The organism is Leclercia sp. 119287 (assembly GCF_009734485.1).
GTDB classification, from domain to species: Bacteria; Pseudomonadota; Gammaproteobacteria; order Enterobacterales; family Enterobacteriaceae; genus Enterobacter; species Enterobacter adecarboxylatus_C.
The window spans coordinates 4,213,513-4,231,638 of sequence record NZ_CP046445.1 but is presented as its reverse complement, the minus strand read 5'-3'; the positions used below and the strand labels follow the sequence as shown (position 1 = coordinate 4,231,638).

At 60.7% G+C, this 18,126-nt stretch carries 15 protein-coding genes; 9 read left to right on the top strand and 6 right to left on the bottom strand.

The features are described from left to right. Positions 1-32: 32 nt before the first annotated feature. The 3 genes from GNG27_RS20265 to lsrR all read right to left on the bottom strand — a co-directional run bounded on the left by GNG27_RS20265 (position 33) and on the right by lsrR (position 4,818). Positions 33-2,054 (bottom strand): NADPH-dependent 2,4-dienoyl-CoA reductase, encoded by a 2,022-nt coding sequence (locus GNG27_RS20265; protein ID WP_156264691.1) that lies wholly within the window; start codon positions 2,052-2,054, stop codon positions 33-35. Between the two features lie 182 nt (positions 2,055-2,236). Beyond that, complete coding sequence (lsrK, locus tag GNG27_RS20260; RefSeq protein ID WP_156264690.1) at positions 2,237-3,814, bottom strand: autoinducer-2 kinase; 1,578 nt, start codon at positions 3,812-3,814, stop codon at positions 2,237-2,239. A gap of 32 nt (positions 3,815-3,846) precedes the next feature. Then, positions 3,847-4,818: a transcriptional regulator LsrR gene (gene lsrR / locus GNG27_RS20255; RefSeq protein WP_142487188.1), complete on the bottom strand. Its 972-nt coding sequence runs from the start codon at positions 4,816-4,818 to the stop codon at positions 3,847-3,849. A 214-nt stretch (positions 4,819-5,032) separates the two neighbouring features. Here lsrR and lsrA point away from each other — a divergent pair, with 214 nt between their 5' ends. Genes lsrA through lsrG form a run of 6 tightly spaced genes read left to right on the top strand, consistent with a single transcriptional unit; the run spans position 5,033 to position 10,719 of the window. Continuing rightward, complete coding sequence (gene lsrA, locus GNG27_RS20250; RefSeq protein WP_142487187.1) at positions 5,033-6,520, top strand: autoinducer 2 ABC transporter ATP-binding protein LsrA; 1,488 nt, start codon at positions 5,033-5,035, stop codon at positions 6,518-6,520. Then, the gene (gene lsrC, locus GNG27_RS20245) at positions 6,517-7,548 is read left to right on the top strand and encodes an autoinducer 2 ABC transporter permease LsrC (RefSeq protein WP_156264689.1); all 1,032 of its coding nucleotides are present in this window, start codon (positions 6,517-6,519) and stop codon (positions 7,546-7,548) included. The genes lsrA and lsrC overlap by 4 nt, the downstream gene beginning before the upstream one ends. Continuing rightward, positions 7,549-8,529 (top strand): autoinducer 2 ABC transporter permease LsrD, encoded by a 981-nt coding sequence (gene lsrD / locus GNG27_RS20240; protein ID WP_156264688.1) that lies wholly within the window; start codon positions 7,549-7,551, stop codon positions 8,527-8,529. Further along, positions 8,529-9,530, top strand: coding sequence for an autoinducer 2 ABC transporter substrate-binding protein LsrB (lsrB, locus tag GNG27_RS20235; protein WP_156264687.1), 1,002 nt, complete (start codon positions 8,529-8,531; stop codon positions 9,528-9,530). Before lsrD ends, lsrB begins: the two co-directional genes overlap by 1 nt. An 11-nt stretch (positions 9,531-9,541) precedes the next feature. Further along, complete coding sequence (lsrF, locus tag GNG27_RS20230) at positions 9,542-10,429, top strand: 3-hydroxy-5-phosphonooxypentane-2,4-dione thiolase (RefSeq protein WP_142487183.1); 888 nt, start codon at positions 9,542-9,544, stop codon at positions 10,427-10,429. Further along, positions 10,426-10,719 (top strand): (4S)-4-hydroxy-5-phosphonooxypentane-2,3-dione isomerase, encoded by a 294-nt coding sequence (gene lsrG, locus GNG27_RS20225; RefSeq protein WP_142487182.1) that lies wholly within the window; start codon positions 10,426-10,428, stop codon positions 10,717-10,719. Before lsrF ends, lsrG begins: the two co-directional genes overlap by 4 nt. Before the next feature lie 92 nt (positions 10,720-10,811). Here lsrG and GNG27_RS20220 read toward each other — a convergent pair whose 3' ends face one another. Then, complete coding sequence (locus GNG27_RS20220) at positions 10,812-11,501, bottom strand: B3/4 domain-containing protein (protein WP_156264686.1); 690 nt, start codon at positions 11,499-11,501, stop codon at positions 10,812-10,814. Between the two features lie 63 nt (positions 11,502-11,564). On the opposite strand from GNG27_RS20220, the gene GNG27_RS20215 reads away from it, so the two are divergent. After that, entirely contained in the window at positions 11,565-12,146 is a 582-nt protein-coding gene (locus GNG27_RS20215) for a helix-turn-helix domain-containing protein (RefSeq protein WP_370462901.1), read from the top strand. Between the two features lie 92 nt (positions 12,147-12,238). Here the strand turns inward: GNG27_RS20215 and ygjG are convergent, their stop codons facing one another. Next, positions 12,239-13,618, bottom strand: coding sequence for a putrescine aminotransferase (gene ygjG / locus GNG27_RS20210; RefSeq protein WP_185902392.1), 1,380 nt, complete (start codon positions 13,616-13,618; stop codon positions 12,239-12,241). A 430-nt stretch (positions 13,619-14,048) separates the two neighbouring features. On the opposite strand from ygjG, the gene GNG27_RS20205 reads away from it, so the two are divergent. Then, positions 14,049-15,569: a PAS domain-containing methyl-accepting chemotaxis protein gene (locus GNG27_RS20205; RefSeq protein WP_156264684.1), complete on the top strand. Its 1,521-nt coding sequence runs from the start codon at positions 14,049-14,051 to the stop codon at positions 15,567-15,569. Positions 15,570-15,905: 336 nt separating this feature from the next. Continuing rightward, positions 15,906-17,465, top strand: coding sequence for a methyl-accepting chemotaxis protein (locus tag GNG27_RS20200; protein WP_156264683.1), 1,560 nt, complete (start codon positions 15,906-15,908; stop codon positions 17,463-17,465). Here GNG27_RS20200 and GNG27_RS20195 read toward each other — a convergent pair. Next, positions 17,462-18,007 (bottom strand): PadR family transcriptional regulator, encoded by a 546-nt coding sequence (locus GNG27_RS20195; protein ID WP_142487173.1) that lies wholly within the window; start codon positions 18,005-18,007, stop codon positions 17,462-17,464. The genes GNG27_RS20200 and GNG27_RS20195 overlap by 4 nt on opposite strands. Between the last annotated feature and the right edge of the window lie 119 nt (positions 18,008-18,126).

Sequence of the window (18,126 nt, the reverse complement as noted above, 5' to 3'; positions counted from 1 at the left end):
CCGGGCAAGCGCAGCGCCGCCCGGCAATGCCGTTAGATCTCCAGCGCTAATTTCGTCCCCTGGGCAATCGCCCGTCTTGCATCCAGCTCCATCGCCACGTCGCACCCACCAATCAGATGCACCGTTTTACCTGCTTCGCGCAGCGGATCCGCCAGATCGCGCTTCGGCTCCTGACCGGCACACAAAATCACATGATCGACGCGCAAGAGCTGCGGTTCACCGCCGATCAGTACGTGAAGTCCTTCGTCGTCGATCTTCTGATAACTGACCCCCGGGATCATCTTCACACCGCGCGAGAGCAGGGTGGTGCGATGGATCCAGCCGGTGGTTTTCCCCAGTCCTTCGCCCGGTTTGCTGGCCTTACGCTGGAGCATCACGATCTGACGCGCGCTTTTCGGCTGCTGCGGCCCCTCCGGACGCAGGCCGCCCACCTGATTCAGGCTGGTGTCGATGCCCCACTCCTCGCAGAATTCCGCAATATTCTGGCTGGTGGGCTCGCCCGCCTGGCTCAGGTACATGGCGGTATCAAAGCCGATCCCGCCGCAGCCGATAATCGCCACCCGATCGCCCACCGGTTTTTTATCGCGCAGCACGTCGAGATAGCTCAGCACCTTCGGATGATCGATGCCCTCGATCGCGGGGGTGCGCGGGGCGATCCCGCTGGCGAGGATCGTTTCGTCAAAGTCGATCAGATCCTGCGCGCTCACCCACTGGCTAAGCCGCAGATCGATCCCGGTGAGGTCGATCATCCGCGCGTAATAGCGCAGGGTCTCGTAAAACTCCTCTTTGCCGGGGATCTGTTTGGCGATATTAAACTGCCCACCGATTTCAGCGGCGGCATCAAACAGCGTCACGCTGTGCCCGCGCGCCGCGGCATTCACCGCAAACGCCAGCCCCGCCGGACCTGCACCCACGACCGCCAGCCGTTTCTTATTTAGTGCCGGCACCACCGGCATTCGGGTTTCGTGGCAGGCACGCGGGTTGACCAGGCAGGAGGTGACTTTGCCGACGAAGATCTGATCCAGACAGGCCTGGTTGCAGCCGATACAGGTGTTGATCTCATCCGCACGGCCGCTCTGCGCTTTGGAGAGGATCTCCGCATCGGCGAGGAAAGGCCGCGCCATCGACACCATATCGGCATCGCCTCTGGAGATCACATCGTCCGCCACCCGGGGATCGTTAATGCGGTTGGTGGTCACCAGCGGGATCGACACTTTGCCTTTCAGCCTGCGCGTCACCCAGCTGAACGCCGCGCGCGGCACCGGGGTGGCGATGGTCGGGATCCGCGCCTCATGCCAGCCGATCCCGGTGTTGATGATGGTTGCGCCTGCGGCTTCAATGGCCTGCGCCAGCCGGACGGTTTCCTCAAAGATGCCGCCGCCCCCCACCAGGTCGAGCATCGACAGGCGGAAGATAATAATAAAGTCGCTCCCGGCGCGTTCCCGCACCGCGCGTACCACTTCGATCGCAAAGCGCATCCGCCGGGCATAGTCCCCGCCCCATTCGTCATCGCGCTGGTTGGTACGCGCGGCGAGGAATTCGTTGATCAGATAGCCTTCGGAGCCCATCACCTCCACGCCGTCGTAACCCGCCTCGCGGGCCAGGGCGGCGCAGCGGGCGAAGTCATCAATCAGGGTCAGAACTTCATCATGGGTGAGGGCATGCGGCTTGAAGCGGTTGATTGGGGCCTGGATCGCCGACGGGGCTACCAGGTTCGGCTGATAGCTGTAGCGTCCGGTATGCAGAATTTGCAGGGCGATTTTGCCGCCCTCCTGGTGAACGGCATCGGTAACGATCCGATGGTGCGGCAGTTGTGCCACATCGTTCAGCACCGCGCCGCCCTCCATCGTGACGCCAGAAAGCGCAGGGGCCACGCCGCCGGTGACGATCAGCGCCACCCCGTGACGGGCACGTTCGGCATAGAAGGCCGCCAGCCGCTCCGCGCCGTCCGGCCGCTCTTCCAGACCGGTATGCATCGAGCCCATCAACACACGGTTTTTGAGCGTGGTGAACCCCAGATCAAGGGGGGCGAACAGCGACGGGTAGTGGCTCATAAACGCTTCCAGTGTAAAATTATTGTTATGTGGTCGGATGAGTTACTAATTTAGCCAGCGGCGGGGGAAAGGTAAAAGCGGGATTAAATGATTGTGATGGGATTCAAAGAAAGCCCCCGGTGGCGCTGCGCTGACCGGGGCGACCAAACCGTAGGCCGGGCAAGCGTAGCGCCGCCCGGCGTTTAGCGTGCTGCGCGCACCAGCCCCGGTGCCTGCCACATCGACGTGGTCAGCCCGCTGTCCACCAGCCCCAGCTGGTCGGCGTACACCGCCTGCCATTTCTGCATCATGCCGTCGTACAGTTCCCGGTGCGCCGGGTTCGGCGTAAACTCCCAGCTCCACTTCACCAGCTTCTCGCCCGTGGCGGCCATATCGGCATACAGCCCGGCCCCGGTTCCGGCGGCAATGGCGCATCCCAGCGCGGTCGCCTCTTTCACCTCCGGCACCCGCACCGGCAGGCCGGTAACGTCGCTTAAGATCTGGCTCCACAGCGCCCCTTTCGCGCCGCCGCCGGCAAACACCAGACCGTCAAAATTTACGCCGGAGAACTGCGATATCTGCGCCAGATTGCAGGCGGAGACAATGGCCGCATTCTCCTCCAGGGCGCGGAACAGGGTGGCTTTGTTGCATTTTTCCGGGTCGATGGAGAGGTTAATAAAAGACGGCGCAGCGTGGTACCACTGCTTAAAATGCATGGCGTCGGAGAAGATCGGCATCACCCCGTGGGAGCCCGCCGGCACCCGGCTGGCCATCTCCTCCATCAGAGCGTAAGTGTCCATCCCCATCCGCCCGGCAATCAGCTTCTCTTCGGCGCAGAAGGCGTCGCGGAACCAGCGCATGGTCAGCCCGGTGAAGAAGCTGATCGACTCCGCCTGGGCCATGCCGGGGATCACGTGCGGGTTCACGCGAATGTTCATCTGCGGATCGGTTCGCACCTGCGGCAGGTTGACCACCTGCTGCCAGAAGGTGCCGCCCAACACCGCGGTCTGCCCGGCGCGCACCACCCCCAGCCCCAGACAGCCCAGCTGCACATCGCCGCCGCCCATCACCACCGGCGTGCCTTCCCGCAGGCCGCTCTGCTGCGCAGCCTCTTTGTTGATCGCGCCCAGCAGGGTGCCGGTCTCTTTAACGGGAGAAAGAATGTCGGCACGCAGCCCGGCCATATCCAGCAGCGCCGGTCGCCAGTCGCGGGAGAACAGATCCAACATGCCGGTGGTGCCCGCGTTAGAAGGGTCGACGGCCAGCTCGCCGGAGAGCTTCGCCGCCAGCCAGTCGCTGATCATGGTGATGGTGGCCGCTTTGCGGTAGATGTCCGGGCGATGGTGCGCCAGCCACAGCAGGCGCGGCATGGCGCTCAGGGCCAGGGTCTGGCCGGAGACGTCATACACTTCGGATTCAAAGCGGAAGTCGTGGATCTCTTTCAGCTCGGCCACTTCGCGGCTGGCGCGGGCATCGACGTTGGCACAGGCCCAGATGGCGTCGCCGTTGCGGTCGTAGAGGACGATCCCTTCCCGCATCGAGCAGCAGGCGGCGGACTGAATATCCGCCGCGCTCAGGTGCGCCCGCTCAAGCGCCTGGTGGATACACTGGCAGGCCAGCCGCCAGTTGGTGTCGAGGTCGAACTCCATCGAGCCGGGGACGTTCTCCACGCTCAGGTGTTTCCACTCCGCCTGGCCGACGGCAACCTGATTGCCCTGCAAATCGAAAATAACGGCGCGAACGCTGCCTGTCCCTGCATCTAACGCTAAAAGGTAACTCATGAGCTTGCCTCGTGTCAGGCGCAGGGCGACTCTTATCCGGCCAGAGCCAGCACCGCGCGGGCTGTCGTCTCTTCCGTCACCAGGCCATTGATACGGCGACCGTTCAGTGCGGCATAAATCGCATCGGCTTTCTCTTCTCCTCCGGCGACCCCGACGATGACCGGCAGCTGCGCCAGTTCATCGAGGGTGACGCCAAGTAATTCCCGGTGGATCTCCAGCTCTTCTACCCGCTCGCCGTTGGCGTTAAGGAAATAGCCCAGAATGTCGCCCACCGCGCCTTTACGGGCAAACATCAGCTGCTCGCCCTCGCTGATATAGCCGGAGCGCAGTATGGTGGCGTCCCGGCGCTGGTTCACTGAACCAATCCCCACTACCGCCACATCGGCAGCGGTGGCGGCGAGGATCACGTCCCGCACGCTGGTTTCCCGCTTTAAGATCCCGGCCACTTCCGCCGAGGACACCCGCAGCGGGGCGGGGATCATGCTGATACTACAGGCGGCATCCAGCTGGCCGATGCCGGTCATGTAGGGCCCGACGCCGCCGGAGAGGGTCACCAGCCGCACCTGCTGGGAGCTGATAAAGCCGCTTAAGTGCTGAATGCAGCTCATGGTCGTTTCACCAAATCCCACCGCCAGCAGCTGGCCGGGCTCCAGCACGCCCATGAGCGACTGCGCGGCGCCAATCCCTAAGCGCACGCTCATTGGCGGGGTGTTGAGGGCCGGCAGCACGCGGGTAAGCCGCAGGCCGAAGCGCTGCTGAAGTTCGGTCTCCAGCGCCAGACAGCCTTCGTAGCGGGAGTTGATCTGCACGCGGATCACCCCGGACTGTCGACCCTTTTCCAGCAGCCGCGAAATCTTGAGCCGCGGTAATCCCAGCCGCTCGCCGATATCGTTCTGCGTCAGGCCGTCGTGGTAGTAGCACCACGCCACGCGCGCCACCAGTTCCTCTTCCGTCAGCGCCAGTCCGGCAAATCGTCCCTCTTCGGCAACGCGTTTCTCAGCCATATTTGAACTCTTATCAAAATTTAGATCATATGTTCGCCCTGCCGCAGGATGAATGTGTGAGCCACACGGCAAAACGGATATTCCGGAATGTTTCTGCATTATCGGGATCATATCCATAAAACTGTGATCCCTGCACGGTTGTAAATATAGTTCACCGTCTACGCTTTTGAACATTATTAATTTGAAAAGTCATTTGTTCAATAGCGGAGCGATAATGACAGCACTTATCGAGGCGCGCGGGATCCAGAAGCAGTTTTCCGGCGTTCCTGTATTGAAAAACATTGATTTCACTCTGCTTGCGGGCCAGGTGCATGCCCTGATGGGCGGCAACGGCGCCGGGAAATCCACCCTGATGAAGATTGTCGCCGGGGTCGAAACTGCCGACCGCGGTGAACTTTCTATCGCCGGTCAGCCTTTTGCTCGCCTGAAGCCAGGCCAGGCGCACCAGCTCGGCATCTATCTGGTGCCGCAGGAGCCGATGCTGTTTCCGAATCTCAGCGTGCGGGAAAACATCCTCTTCCGTCTGCCGCGCGGGCAGGCCACCGCCCGGCGTCTTGCCGATAAGCTCGAGCAGCTTCAGTGCCAGCTCAATTTAGAGGCCGCCGCCAGCACCCTGGAGGTGGCGGATCAGCAGATGGTGGAGATCCTGCGCGGGCTGATGCGCGAGGCGAAGATCCTGATCCTCGATGAACCCACCGCCTCGCTGACGCCCGGCGAAACCGAACGCCTGTTCCGCCAGATCCGCGCCTTACAGGCGACGGGGGTCGGCATCGTCTTTATCTCCCACAAGCTGCCCGAAATCCGCCAGCTCGCCAGCCACGTCTCGGTGATGCGCGACGGGGCGATCGTCCTGAGCGGCGAAACCGCGCAGTTCGATGACAATGCGCTGATTGCCGCCATGACCCCGGTCAGCCGCGACCAGGGCCTGAGCGACACGCAAAAGCTGTGGCTGGCCCTGCCGGGCAATCGCCGCACCCAGGCCCAGGATTTTCCAGTGCTGCGGGTGGAGAGCCTCACCGGGGAAGGATTTATCGATCTGAGTCTTGAGATCTACGCCGGGGAGATCGTCGGGCTGGCCGGATTAGTGGGATCCGGGCGCACCGAGTTTGCCGAGACGCTCTACGGCCTGCGCCCGCCGCGTGGCGGCAGGATCTGGCTCGAAAACCAGCAGATCGACAACGATCCGGTCAGCACCCGGCTGGAGAAAGGGCTCGTCTATCTCCCGGAGGACAGGCAGGCGTCCGGCCTGTTCCTCGATGCGCCGGTACGCTGGAACACGGTTGCCCTTAACGAGCCTTCCCTCTGGCAGCAGCGCAAGCGCGAGTCGGCGGTGGTGGAGCGCTATCACCGGGCGCTGGGGATCAAACTCAATAGTGCCGATCAGACCGTGCGCACCCTGTCGGGGGGGAATCAGCAGAAGGTACTGCTGGCGCGCTGCCTGGAGGCCAATCCGCTGCTGCTGATCGTCGATGAGCCGACCCGCGGGGTGGACGTCTCGGCCCGCGCCGATATCTATCAGCTCATCAAAAGCGTGGCGGCGCAAAACGTGGCGGTGCTGATGATCTCCAGCGACATGGATGAGTTTCCGGGCCTCGCGGACCGCGTGCTGGTGATGCATCAGGGCGTGCTCAGCGGAGAACTGCCGCGTCACGCCGTCAGTCTGGATCGGATGATGGCTCTGGCCTTCGGAGGGCAGGCATGAAAACACTGCTGAAAAACCGAGAACTTACTGCGCTGCTGGCGATCCTGGCCCTGTTTGTGGTGCTGGTGGCGCTCAACCCGGCCTATCTCAGTTTGCAGACCCTGGGGATGATCTTTGCCAGTTCACAGATCCTGATCCTGCTGGCGCTCGGTGCCGGGCTGGTGATGCTGACCCGCAACATTGACGTCTCGGTCGGCTCGATAGTCGGGCTGTGCGCCATCGCCGTGGGAGTGGCGCTGAACAACGGTTACGGCCTGCCGGTGGCGGTCCTGTTTGCGCTGGCCATCGGGGCGCTGGCGGGCGCCTTCAACGGCCTGCTGGTGGTGGGGCTGCGCATTCCGGCGATTGTCGCTACTCTCGGCACGCTGGGGCTGTGGCGCGGGGCGATGCTGCTCTGGACCGGTGGGAAATGGATTGAGGGCCTGCCGGTGAGCCTGAAATCCCTGTCGGAGCCGGTGGCGCTCGGGGTCTCTCCGCTGGGTATCGTAGTGCTGGTGATTGCCGCTCTCGGAGCATGGACGCTGTCGCGCACCGCCTTTGGCCGCGATTTTTACGCCGTCGGGGATAACCTTGCCGCCGCCCGCCAGCTTGGTGTGGCGGTCAACCGCACCCGGATGGAGGCCTTCACCCTCAACGGCGTGCTGGCGGCCTGCGCCGGGATCGTCTTTGCCGCACAGATCGGCTTCGTACCGAACCAGACCGGCAGCGGGCTGGAGATGAAAGCCATTGCCGCCTGCGTGCTGGGGGGTATCTCCCTGCTCGGCGGCACCGGGACCTTAATCGGCGCGCTGCTGGGGGCCTTCTTCCTGACCCAGATCGATACCGTGCTGGTGCTGTTCCGCCTCCCGGCCTGGTGGAACGACTTTATCGCTGGCCTGGTGCTGCTGGGGGTGCTGGTGCTCGACGGGCGGCTGCGCCAGGCGCTGGCGCGTCATCAGCGGGCGCTGAAGTACGGCCGCTTCCAGCCGGGCAACAAAGGGGGGAAGCACGTCACCCCGTTTCGCAAACGCAACAAAGAGGTGGCGTAAATGAAGCTTAACTGGGAGTGGGCGCTGCTGCTGTTACTGGTGCTGGAGATCCTGCTGTTTGGCACCCTCAACCCGCGGATGCTCGACATCAACATGCTGCTGTTCAGCACCAGCGATTTTATCTGTATCGGGATTGTGGCGCTGCCGCTGACGTTAGTGATCATCAGCGGCGGGATCGACATTTCGCTCGGCTCGACCATCGGCCTCTGCGCCATCGCGCTGGGGGTGATGATGCAGTCCGGCGTGCCGATGGCGGCGGCGATCCCGCTCACCCTGCTGCTCGGGCTGCTGTGCGGCCTGTTCAACGCGGCGCTGATCCACTACACCGGGATCAGCCCTTTAGTGATCACCCTCGGCACGCTCTACCTGTACGGCGGCGGGGCGCTGCTGCTTTCCGGCATGGCCGGGGCCACCGGCTACGAAGGCATTGGCGGCTTCCCGGAGAGCTTCACCGCCTTTGCCAACCTGACGGTTATAGGGCTGCCGATCCCGCTGGTGCTCTTCGCGTTCATCACCTTCTTCTTCTGGCTGATCGTCCACCGCGGGCGTTTTGGCCGCCACCTGTTTCTGATTGGGCAAAACCCGCGTGCGGCGCGGTATGCGGCGCTGTCGGTGAACGGTATGCCCTATGCGCTCTATGGCCTGGTGGGCGTGGCCTCGGCGATCGCCGCCCTGGTGATGGTCTCCTATTTCGGCTCGGCGCGCTCCGATCTGGGGCGTGATCTGCTGATGCCTGCGCTCACCGCGGCGGTGCTTGGCGGGGCGAATATTTACGGGGGTTCAGGTTCGGTACTGGGTACGGCGCTGGCGGCATTGCTGGTGGGGTATCTGCAGCAGGGGTTACAGATGGTCGGCATCCCCAACCAGGTGTCGAGCGCGCTGTCAGGGGCGCTGCTAGTTGTGGTGGTGATGGGGCGTTCGCTGAGTCTGCACCGTGATTGGGTGCGGTCTCTTCTCACAAAAAATACCCGGAGCGTATGATGAAAATAAAACTGATGGTGCTGGCCGTGGCGTTAAGCGTGGCGACGGCGCAGGCGGCGGATCGCATCGCGTTTATCCCGAAACTGGTGGGGGTCGGCTTCTTTACCAGCGGCGGTAACGGCGCAAAAGAGGCGGGTAAAGAACTGGGGACGGAGGTCACCTATGATGGCCCGACCGAGCCGAGCGTCTCCGGGCAGGTGCAGCTGATCAATAACTTCGTTAACCAGGGCTACAACGCCATTATCGTCTCGGCGGTGTCGCCGGATGGGCTCTGCCCGGCGCTGAAACGCGCCATGCAGCGCGGGGTGAAAGTGCTGACCTGGGATTCCGACACCAAGCCGGAGTGCCGCAGCATCTACATCAACCAGGGCACTCCGGAACAGCTCGGTGGTCTGCTGGTGGACATGGCCTCGAAGCAGGTCACCAAACCGGCCGCCAAAGTGGCCTTCTTCTACTCCAGCCCCACCGTTACCGACCAGAACCAGTGGGTGAAAGAGGCGAAAGCCAAAATCGCCAAAGATCATCCCCAGTGGCAGATCGTCACCACCCAGTTTGGCTATAACGATGCCACCAAATCCCTGCAGACCGCCGAGGGGATCTTAAAAGCGTACCCGGATCTGGATGCGATCATCGCCCCGGACGCCAACGCCCTGCCAGCGGCGGCCCAGGCAGCGGAAAACCTGAAGCGGAAAGGGGTGGCGATTGTCGGTTTCAGCACGCCAAACGTGATGCGTCCGTACGTCGAGCGCGGCACGGTGAAAGCCTTCGGCCTGTGGGATGTGGTGCAACAGGGCAAAATTGCGGTCAATGTCGCCGATCGTTTGCTGAAAAAAGGCGATCTTAACGTGGGCGACAGCGTGGAAGTAAAAGATATCGGCGCCCTGAAGGTCGAGCCGAACAGCGTCCAGGGCTATCAGTATGAAGCGAAAGGCAATGGCATCGTGCTGCTGCCGGAGCGGGTGGTGTTCACCAAAGAGAACATCAACAACTACGACTTCTGACAGGGGGGAACATGGCTGATTTAGACGACATCAAAGAGGGTAAGAACTTTGGCATCGACCGGCCGCAGCAGAACGTGCCCTTCACCCTGAAGGGCTGCGGGGCGCTGGACTGGGGAATGCAGTCGCGCCTCGCGCGCATCTTCAACCCCGCCAGTAACCGCACGGTGATGCTGGCCTTCGATCATGGCTACTTTCAGGGGCCGACCACCGGGCTCGAGCGTATCGATCTCTCCATTGCGCCGCTGTTCGCCGAAACCGACGTGCTGATGTGTACCCGCGGCATTCTCAGGAGCCAGGTGCCGCCCGCCACCAACAAACCGGTGGTGCTGCGCGCCTCCGGGGGGAACTCGATGCTGGGCGAACTTTCCAACGAGTGCGTGGCGGTGGCGATGGAGGATGCCCTGCGGCTGAACGTCTGCGCGGTGGCGGCGCAGGTCTATATCGGCAGTGAGTATGAGCACCAGTCGATCAACAACATCATCAAGCTGGTGGATGCGGGCAATCGCTACGGTATGCCGACTCTGGCGGTGACCGGGGTCGGTAAGGAGATGGCCCGGGACGCGCGCTACTTCTCGCTCGCCAGCCGTATTGCCGCCGAGATGGGGGCGCAGTTTGTTAAAACCTATTATGTGGAAGAAGGGTTCGAGAAAGTGACCGCCAGCTGCCCGGTGCCCATTGTTATCGCCGGGGGCAAAAAGCTGCCGGAGCACGAGGCGCTGGAGATGTGCTTCCGCGCCATCGACCAGGGCGCGTCGGGTGTCGATATGGGGCGCAATATCTTCCAGTCCAGCGCGCCGCTGGCGATGCTGAAGGCGGTGAAGAAGGTGGTGCACGAGAAGATGAGCGCCCGCGAGGCGTACCAGTTCTGGCAGGAGGAAAAACAGGGAGAATCACAATGAACGTGACTTTAGTGGAGATCAACATTAAGCCGGACCGGGTGGACGAGTTTCTGGCGGTGTTTCGCGCCAACCATGAAGGGGCGATCCAGGAGCCGGGCAACCTGCGGTTCGACGTGCTGCAGGATCCGCGGGTGAAAACCCGGTTCTTTATCTACGAGGCTTACAAGGATGAGGAGGCGGTGCTGGCGCATAAGCAGACCCCGCACTATCTGGCGTGCGTGGAGAAGCTTGAAGACCTGATGTCGGAGCCGCGTAAAAAACGCTGTTTTGTCGGGTTAATGCCGGCGTAAAAAACGCCCGGTGGCGGCTGCGCCTTACCGGGCCTACGGGATGGTGCGGGTGGTTTTGTAGGCCGGGCAAGCGCAGCGCCGCCCGGCGTTTTTCAGGCCAGCGCCAGCAGCTGAACCCGCGCCATGGCCCCCGGCATCAGCCGTTGCAGGTGGCTGACCAGCTCATCCCCGGCCGCTTCCAGCGCCGCTAACGGCATGGCGGGCAGGCTTTCGAGAATAAACCACATGGTCTGCGCCTGGCTGTCGAGCCGGGTGCGGAATCCTTGCCGCCAGTTCCAGCGTCGGCAGGTCACTCCCACGTCGTCGCGCCAGATAACTTCGCCCGCATCGGGATGCTCCACGCCCGGCTGACCCTCTTTAACGGTGTCAAAAGGCTCACTGCCGTCGGCCAGCGTCAGGCGCGGTGCCCCGGAGTAGGCGGCAAGGTTTTCACCGCCTACCGGAATGGCATAGCGGATGCTGATCGCATTGTAGATATCCACCACAGGATCGAGCGGCGGCAGCGTGCCCTCTTTCAGCACCCGCTTGCGCAGGGCGCTGGCGGAGCAGGGAGTGCGTTTCGGTTTGGCGCCAAAGGCTGTAAACACCTCATCCCAGGCGGCGAGATGGGCCTGCGCCCAGGGAAAGTCATCGTTTAACATTTGCTGGCAGGCCTGATCTAACGCGGCAGAGGCTACGCCGGGAGCAGTAATGGGCGCGGCTTCGACCACGATGCTCAGCGCGCGGAACCCCGGCGCGATCCCGGCAAGACGCGGATCTATTGACGGCGTGAGGAGGGACATAAATAATCCTGTATCGACTGTTTTATACCATGGTAATGACCAGTGACCGATAAAGTCAATATAATGACTGCGCAGGGCGCAGATGTGACCCAGGTAAGCCTGGCGGTCGCGAACCGTATCCGCAACTGGCGGAAAGAGAAAAAGCTGTCGCTGGATGAGCTCTCGCGTCGCGCCGGCGTCAGCAAGGGGATGCTGGTAGAGATCGAAAAAGGGGCCGCCAACCCCAGCATTGCGATCCTCTGCAAACTGGCGGCGGCGCTGGGCGTGTCGGTGGCCGATATCGTTAACGTCGCCAGCGAGCCGCAGGTGCACATTATTGAGGAAGCGGCGATCCCGGTGCTCTGGCAGGGCGAGAGGGGCGGTAGCGCCCGATTGCTGGCAGGCACCGCTGGCCCGGATATGATTGAACTCTGGCGCTGGGAGATGCAGCCCGGGGAGAATTTTAGCTCGCCCGGTCATCCGGCAGGCACCTTTGAACTGCTTCATGTCGAGGCGGGGGTATTAACGCTGAAGATTGAACAGAGCATCACCCAGGTGAACGCTGGCGCGTCGGCGGTAGCGAAAACCGAAGCGGCGCACAGCTATGCGAATGAAGGGGAGAGCGTGCTGCGGTTCACCATGACGGTGGCGGAGCTTCACCGTTAACATGTGAGATGCCGGGGGCGCTACGCTTGCCCGGCCTACAAAATTCCGCAGAATCATGTAAGCCGGGCAAGCATCGCGCCGCCCGGCGCTTTTTACGCTTCAGCCACGCTCACCCGCAGCGCCGCCAGCGCCTTACGGGCCGCTTTCAGCACCTGCTCACACTGCTCCACGGTCAGCGTTAGCGGCGGTTCAATGCGGATGGTTTTCGAGTTGTTGAGCGTTCCCGCCACCAGCACCCGCTGGCGGAACATCTCACTCGCGAAGCTGTAGCCGGTTTCGTTATCGACAAACTCAATCGCCATCAGCATCCCTTTGCCGCGCGCGTCCTGCACCAGGTCCGGGTATTCACGTCCCAGCTGGCGGAAGCCATCCAGCAGCATGTCGCCTTTCTGCTCCGCCTGGGCGGGCAGGTTCTGCTCCAGCAGCACGTTGATGGTCGCCAGCGCCGCGGCACAGGCCAGCGGGTTGCCGCCAAAGGTGGTGGTGTGCAGGAACGGGTTGTCGAACAGCACTGAGAAGACCTCTTCGGTGGCAACGGTGGCACCAATCGGCATCACGCCGCCGCCCAGCGCTTTGGCCAGGCACAGAATGTCCGGCTGCACGTTCTCGTGCTCGCAGGCAAACATCTTGCCGGTACGCCCCATCCCGGTCTGCACTTCGTCGAGGATCAGCAGCGCGCCAAACTCATCGCACAGCTGACGCACCGCCGGCAGATAGCCCACTGGCGGCAGGATCACCCCGCCTTCACCCTGGATAGGCTCGAGGATCACCGCGGCCACGTCGTCGCCGGTTTTACGGCATTCGGACAGCGCGGAGCGCATGGCGTTAATGTCGCCGAACGGCACGTGGCGGAAGCCCGGCAGCAGCGGCATAAACGGCTTACGGAAGGCGGATTTCGCCGTAGCAGAGAGGGCACCTAACGACTTGCCGTGGAAAGCGCCGCTGGTGGCAATAAACGTGAATTTCCCGCGCGGCGACTGGTACGCCTTGGCGAGTTTGATCGCCGCTTCGACCGATTCCGTGCCGCTGTTACAGAAGAAGCTGTATTTCAGTTTCCCTGGCGTCAGTGCCGCCAGCGTTTTTGCCAGCATCGCCCGCAGGGGATCCAGCAGTTCCTGGCTATGAAGGGGTTGTTTTGCAAGCTGATTTTGTACGGCGGAAACCACTACTGGATTACGGTGCCCCACGTTGAAAATACCAAATCCACCCAGGCAATCTATAAACTCCTGTCCCTGGGTGTCGACAAGCGTATTCAGACTCCCCGCCTGCCACTCTACGGCTCCGTAATCCCCGCCTGCTGTTACAGATTTTCTGTATTCCAAAAACCCGGGATTTACATGCTCTTTGAAGTAATCAATCACCTCGCGGTTAAGTTGTTTCATCTCCTCATGATCAAGCGTTCGCTTCTCAATGAGATTCAATGCGTGCGCGGTACAGGCCAGGGCCGACGCGCTGGAGGGTAACCTGTTCAAGATGTGCTCCCGGGAATGGCGTATCACATGATACTGGATTAAGTATTGCAGGCTTTGCGCCACTTCCGGTGAGGGGGCAAAAATCGGGATAAACGCCAGGTTAAAATAATGTTACACAATATTTAATCATGCGAAACGGAATTTCGACGGCAGCGCTTCGGCATTTTCCGGTGTCAGAATGCGCGTTTGCAGTGCATTCGCCCTGTTTTAGTGCGGTCGGGTCTCGGACAGGCGGATCGGGCGATCCCCCTTTGGGAGTAGTTTCAGAGCGAAATCATTTAATATCAATACATTAGAAAAACACACAAAAAATGCGGTTTAGTCGCGTTTTGCGATCTCAGGCATGTTTAACAACTAAAGATAAAACCGTTAACGCCGAAAAATCTTTACGCTACAAAAATAACATTCAAGTAACCTGCAAGGGATGCCTATGTCGCCTCAAAGATTTGTCACACAGTGTGAATACCCGCTGAATGATGACACCACCCTGATGTCCACCACCGATCTGCACAGCTACATTACCCAGGCCAATGACACCTTCGTCCAGGTGAGCGGGTACTCGCTGGGCGAACTGGTGGGTCAGCCGCACAACCTCGTTCGCCATCCTGACATGCCAAAAGCCGCTTTTGCCGACATGTGGTATACCCTGCAACAGGGGGAACCCTGGAGCGGTATCGTGAAGAACCTGCGTAAAAATGGCGATCACTACTGGGTGCGCGCTAACGCCGTGCCGATGGTGCGCAACGGCCAGACCACCGGGTATATGTCCATCCGCGTGAAAGCGACCCCGGAAGAGATTGCCGCCGTCGAACCTTTATATAAGGCACTGAATGAAGGGCGCTGTAATAAGCGGGTGCATAAGGGGCTGGTGGTGGCGAAAGGCTGGATCGGCAAGCTGCCGGCGATGCCGCTGCGCTGGCGGGTGCGCAGCGTAATGACCCTGATGTGGCTGGTGCTGGCGGGAGCCCTGTTCGCCACCGGTGCGAGCTGGGCGGCAATGGGGGTCAGCGCGCTGGTGATGCTGCTGGGAACAATGCTGTTTGAGCAGCAGATTGTGCGTCCGGTCGAGAACGTGGCGCGTCAGGCGCTGAAGGTGGCAACCGGCGAGCGCAATAGCGTGGAGCATCTTAACCGCAGCGACGAGCTGGGGCTGACCCTGCGTGCGGTGGGGCAACTCGGCCTGATGTGCCGCTGGCTAATCAATGACGTCTCCAGCCAGGTAGTGAACGTGCGTGACGGCAGCGACCAGCTGGCGAAGGGGAATGATGACCTCAACGATCGCACCCACCAGACGGTGTCAAACGTGAAACAGACCGTGGAGACGATGAACCAGCTGGCGATGACGGTGCAGAACAACACCCGAACCGCGGTGGATGCCGATAAGCTCTCCATCGCCGCCAGCGACGCCGCCACCGAAGGCGGGCACGCGATGCAAACCGTGGTCAACACCATGGACGAGATTGCCGACAGCACCCAGCGTATCGGCTCGATCACCAAGCTGATTAACGACATTGCCTTCCAGACCAACATCCTGGCGCTGAACGCGGCGGTAGAAGCGGCCCGGGCGGGCGAGCAGGGGAAAGGCTTTGCGGTGGTGGCCGGGGAAGTGCGCCATCTGGCCAGCCGCAGCGCCAGTGCCGCCAACGATATCCGCAAGCTGATCGACGCCAGCGCCAGCAAAGTAATGTCGGGTTCCGAGCAGGTGCATGCCGCCGGACGCACGATGGACGATATCGTGGAGAAGGTGCAGAACGTCACCCGGCTGATCGCGGAGATCAGCCAGTCGACCTCGGAGCAGGCCTCCGGGCTGTCGGAGCTGACCCGCGCGGTAGCCGAACTGGATTCCATTACCCAGAAAAACGCCGCGCTGGTGGAAACGAGCGCGCAGGTTTCCGCAATGGTGAAGCACCGCGCGAAACGTCTGGAAGATGCCGTCACCGTGCTCCATTGAGTCAGTAACGTTCCAGAAAGCCGTTTGCTCCTGACGGAGTGAACGGCTTTGTTATTTGTGAGTTGTGATTATTTTTATCGGTTACTGTTAATGTAATATTAAATAACTAAAAAAAACGCCTCAGTTAATTATTCCTGCCTAAGTCAGTTTTCCCCGATGCTCTGTCAAAAATCCCCATTTCCGTGGTTACGTAACGATCGATGCGGCGAAATTAATAGCTAACGCCTATCTGTTGTCGGAGTTATGGAATAAAAAAGCGATCAAAGTCATAAAGTTAGCGATGAAGTTACCGATAACGCTGATCGTCTGAGAAATAATCACATCGATGGAGTAAATATGTTCTTACATGACGTAAAAATCGGCACGAAATTATTTCTGGCGTTTGGGTTCTTTATTGTCCTGATGGGGATAAGTGCAAGTTTATCCCTGTTGAGCCTTAATCGGGCAAATAACGGGATGCAATCCATTATCACCAGCGATTATCCCACCACGGTAAAAGCGAACCAGTTAATCGACAACTTCCAGGAATTTATTAGCACTCAACAGCTCATGCTGCTGGACGATCGGGGCACGTACAGGGTCCAGTCAGAACAGCAGCTGAAGGCGATCAGCGAACGTATCACCAGGATCCTCGGCGACCTGAACAGTGCCCTGCAGGATAAAGCGTCCCAGCAGGTGCTGAGCGATATCCGCGGGGTACGCCAGCAGTATCTCGACTCCCGCTACCGTATCCTGCAGGCGGTGCAGAGCAACGATCGGGCGGGGGCGATTCAGGAGATGATGACCAATACCCTCAGCCTGCAGCAGGCCTATAAGGCGAAAGTGCAGGAGCTGATTGCCATACAGAACACCCATATGCAGCGCGCAGGCGTGGAGGTAGACGGCGACTTCAGAACCAACCGCCTGCTGCTGATCCTTATCACTCTGTTCAGCGTGGCGGTGGGCAGCCTGATGGGGTGGTTTATCGTGCGCTCGATTACCCGCCCGCTGGGCGAGGCGGTCAATTTTGCCCAGTCTATTGCCGATGGCGATCTCACCGGGAACATCGCGTCGCACGGTAAGGACGAAACCGGCCAGCTGCTCTCTGCGCTGATGGAGATGAAAAACCGTCTGCTGGAGATTGTGCAGCAGGTACAGTTCGGCTCGGAAAATATCTCCACCGCGGCGGCGCAGATTGTGGCGGGCAACCAGGATCTGGCCGCGCGGACGGAAGAGCAGGCCAGCTCCGTGGAACAGACGGCAGCGTCGATGGAGCAGATCACCGCGACGGTGAAAAACACCGCATCACATACCGGTGAAGCCACTCATCTCTCCGCGGATGCGGCTCGGGTGGTGAAAAGCAACGGCGAGATGATGAAGCAGGTCACCAGCAAAATGCGCCTGATTAACGAGACCTCCAACCGGATGTCCGACATCATCAACCTGATCGACTCTATCGCCTTCCAGACCAATATTCTGGCGCTGAACGCGGCGGTAGAGGCGGCGCGCGCGGGTGAACACGGCCGCGGGTTTGCGGTGGTGGCCGGTGAAGTTCGCCAGCTTGCCCAGAAGAGCGCCACCTCGGCCAGTGAAATTCGCCAGCTGATTGAGAGCTCAACCAGCCAGACCCAGGACGGGATGGCGCTGGTGGAAAAAGCCAGCGGGCTGATTAACGGCATGGTGGGTAACGTCGAGGAGATGGATGGTATCCTGCGCGAGATCCGCCAGGCAAGCCATGAGCAGACGGAAGGCATCTCGCAGATCAACAGCGCGATTGGCCTGATTGACTCCACCACCCAACAGAACTCCGCCCTGGTGGAAGAGTCTGTCGCGGCGGCCTCATCCCTTAACGAGCAGGCGATAAACCTGAAAGATCTGGTGAAAGTGTTCCGCGTTCGCGCAGAAGCCACCGCTTAATCCAGCTGGGAGATCTCCAGCGCCGCGCGGTCGATCACGCCGATAATCTGTTTGATCTGCGCGTCGCTGGTCTCTTCCTGATTCACCTTCAGATCCAGCACCGCCTTGAAGTTATCCAGCGCCCGCTTCATCTGCGGGTTTTTACGCAGCTGGAATCCCACGCAGCGTGCTTTGACGCGCTCCTGAATGTGCTCCAGATGTTCCAGGTTTTCCTCCAGCCACTGCTGCCCGGCAAGGGTAATTTCAATCTTTTTACGCCCGGTCTCCTCCTCGGTGAGGGTGATGAACTGCTGATCCTGCAGAAAATCGAGCGTCGGATAGATCACGCCCGGGCTGGGCGTGTAGTTGCCCTGAGTCAGGGTCTCAATCGCCTTGATCAGCTCGTAGCCGTGGCTGGCGTTGCGGGTCAGAATATCGAGGATCACCAGGCGTAATTCGCCGTGCCCAAAGAAACGCTGACGGCGGCCGCCGCCGTGATGGTGCTCGCCGCCCCGTCCGCGGTGGTGGTGCTCGTGGTTGTCGCTACCGTGAGAGTGTCGCATCGTCTTTCTCCGTGTTTTTGATATATCTAATTTATATCTAAAATGTGAAAAGTAGCAATGCCAGCAAGTGATATTAATTTAAGTTATTGAAATTAAACTGGTTAATTTTTGCTTTTTGA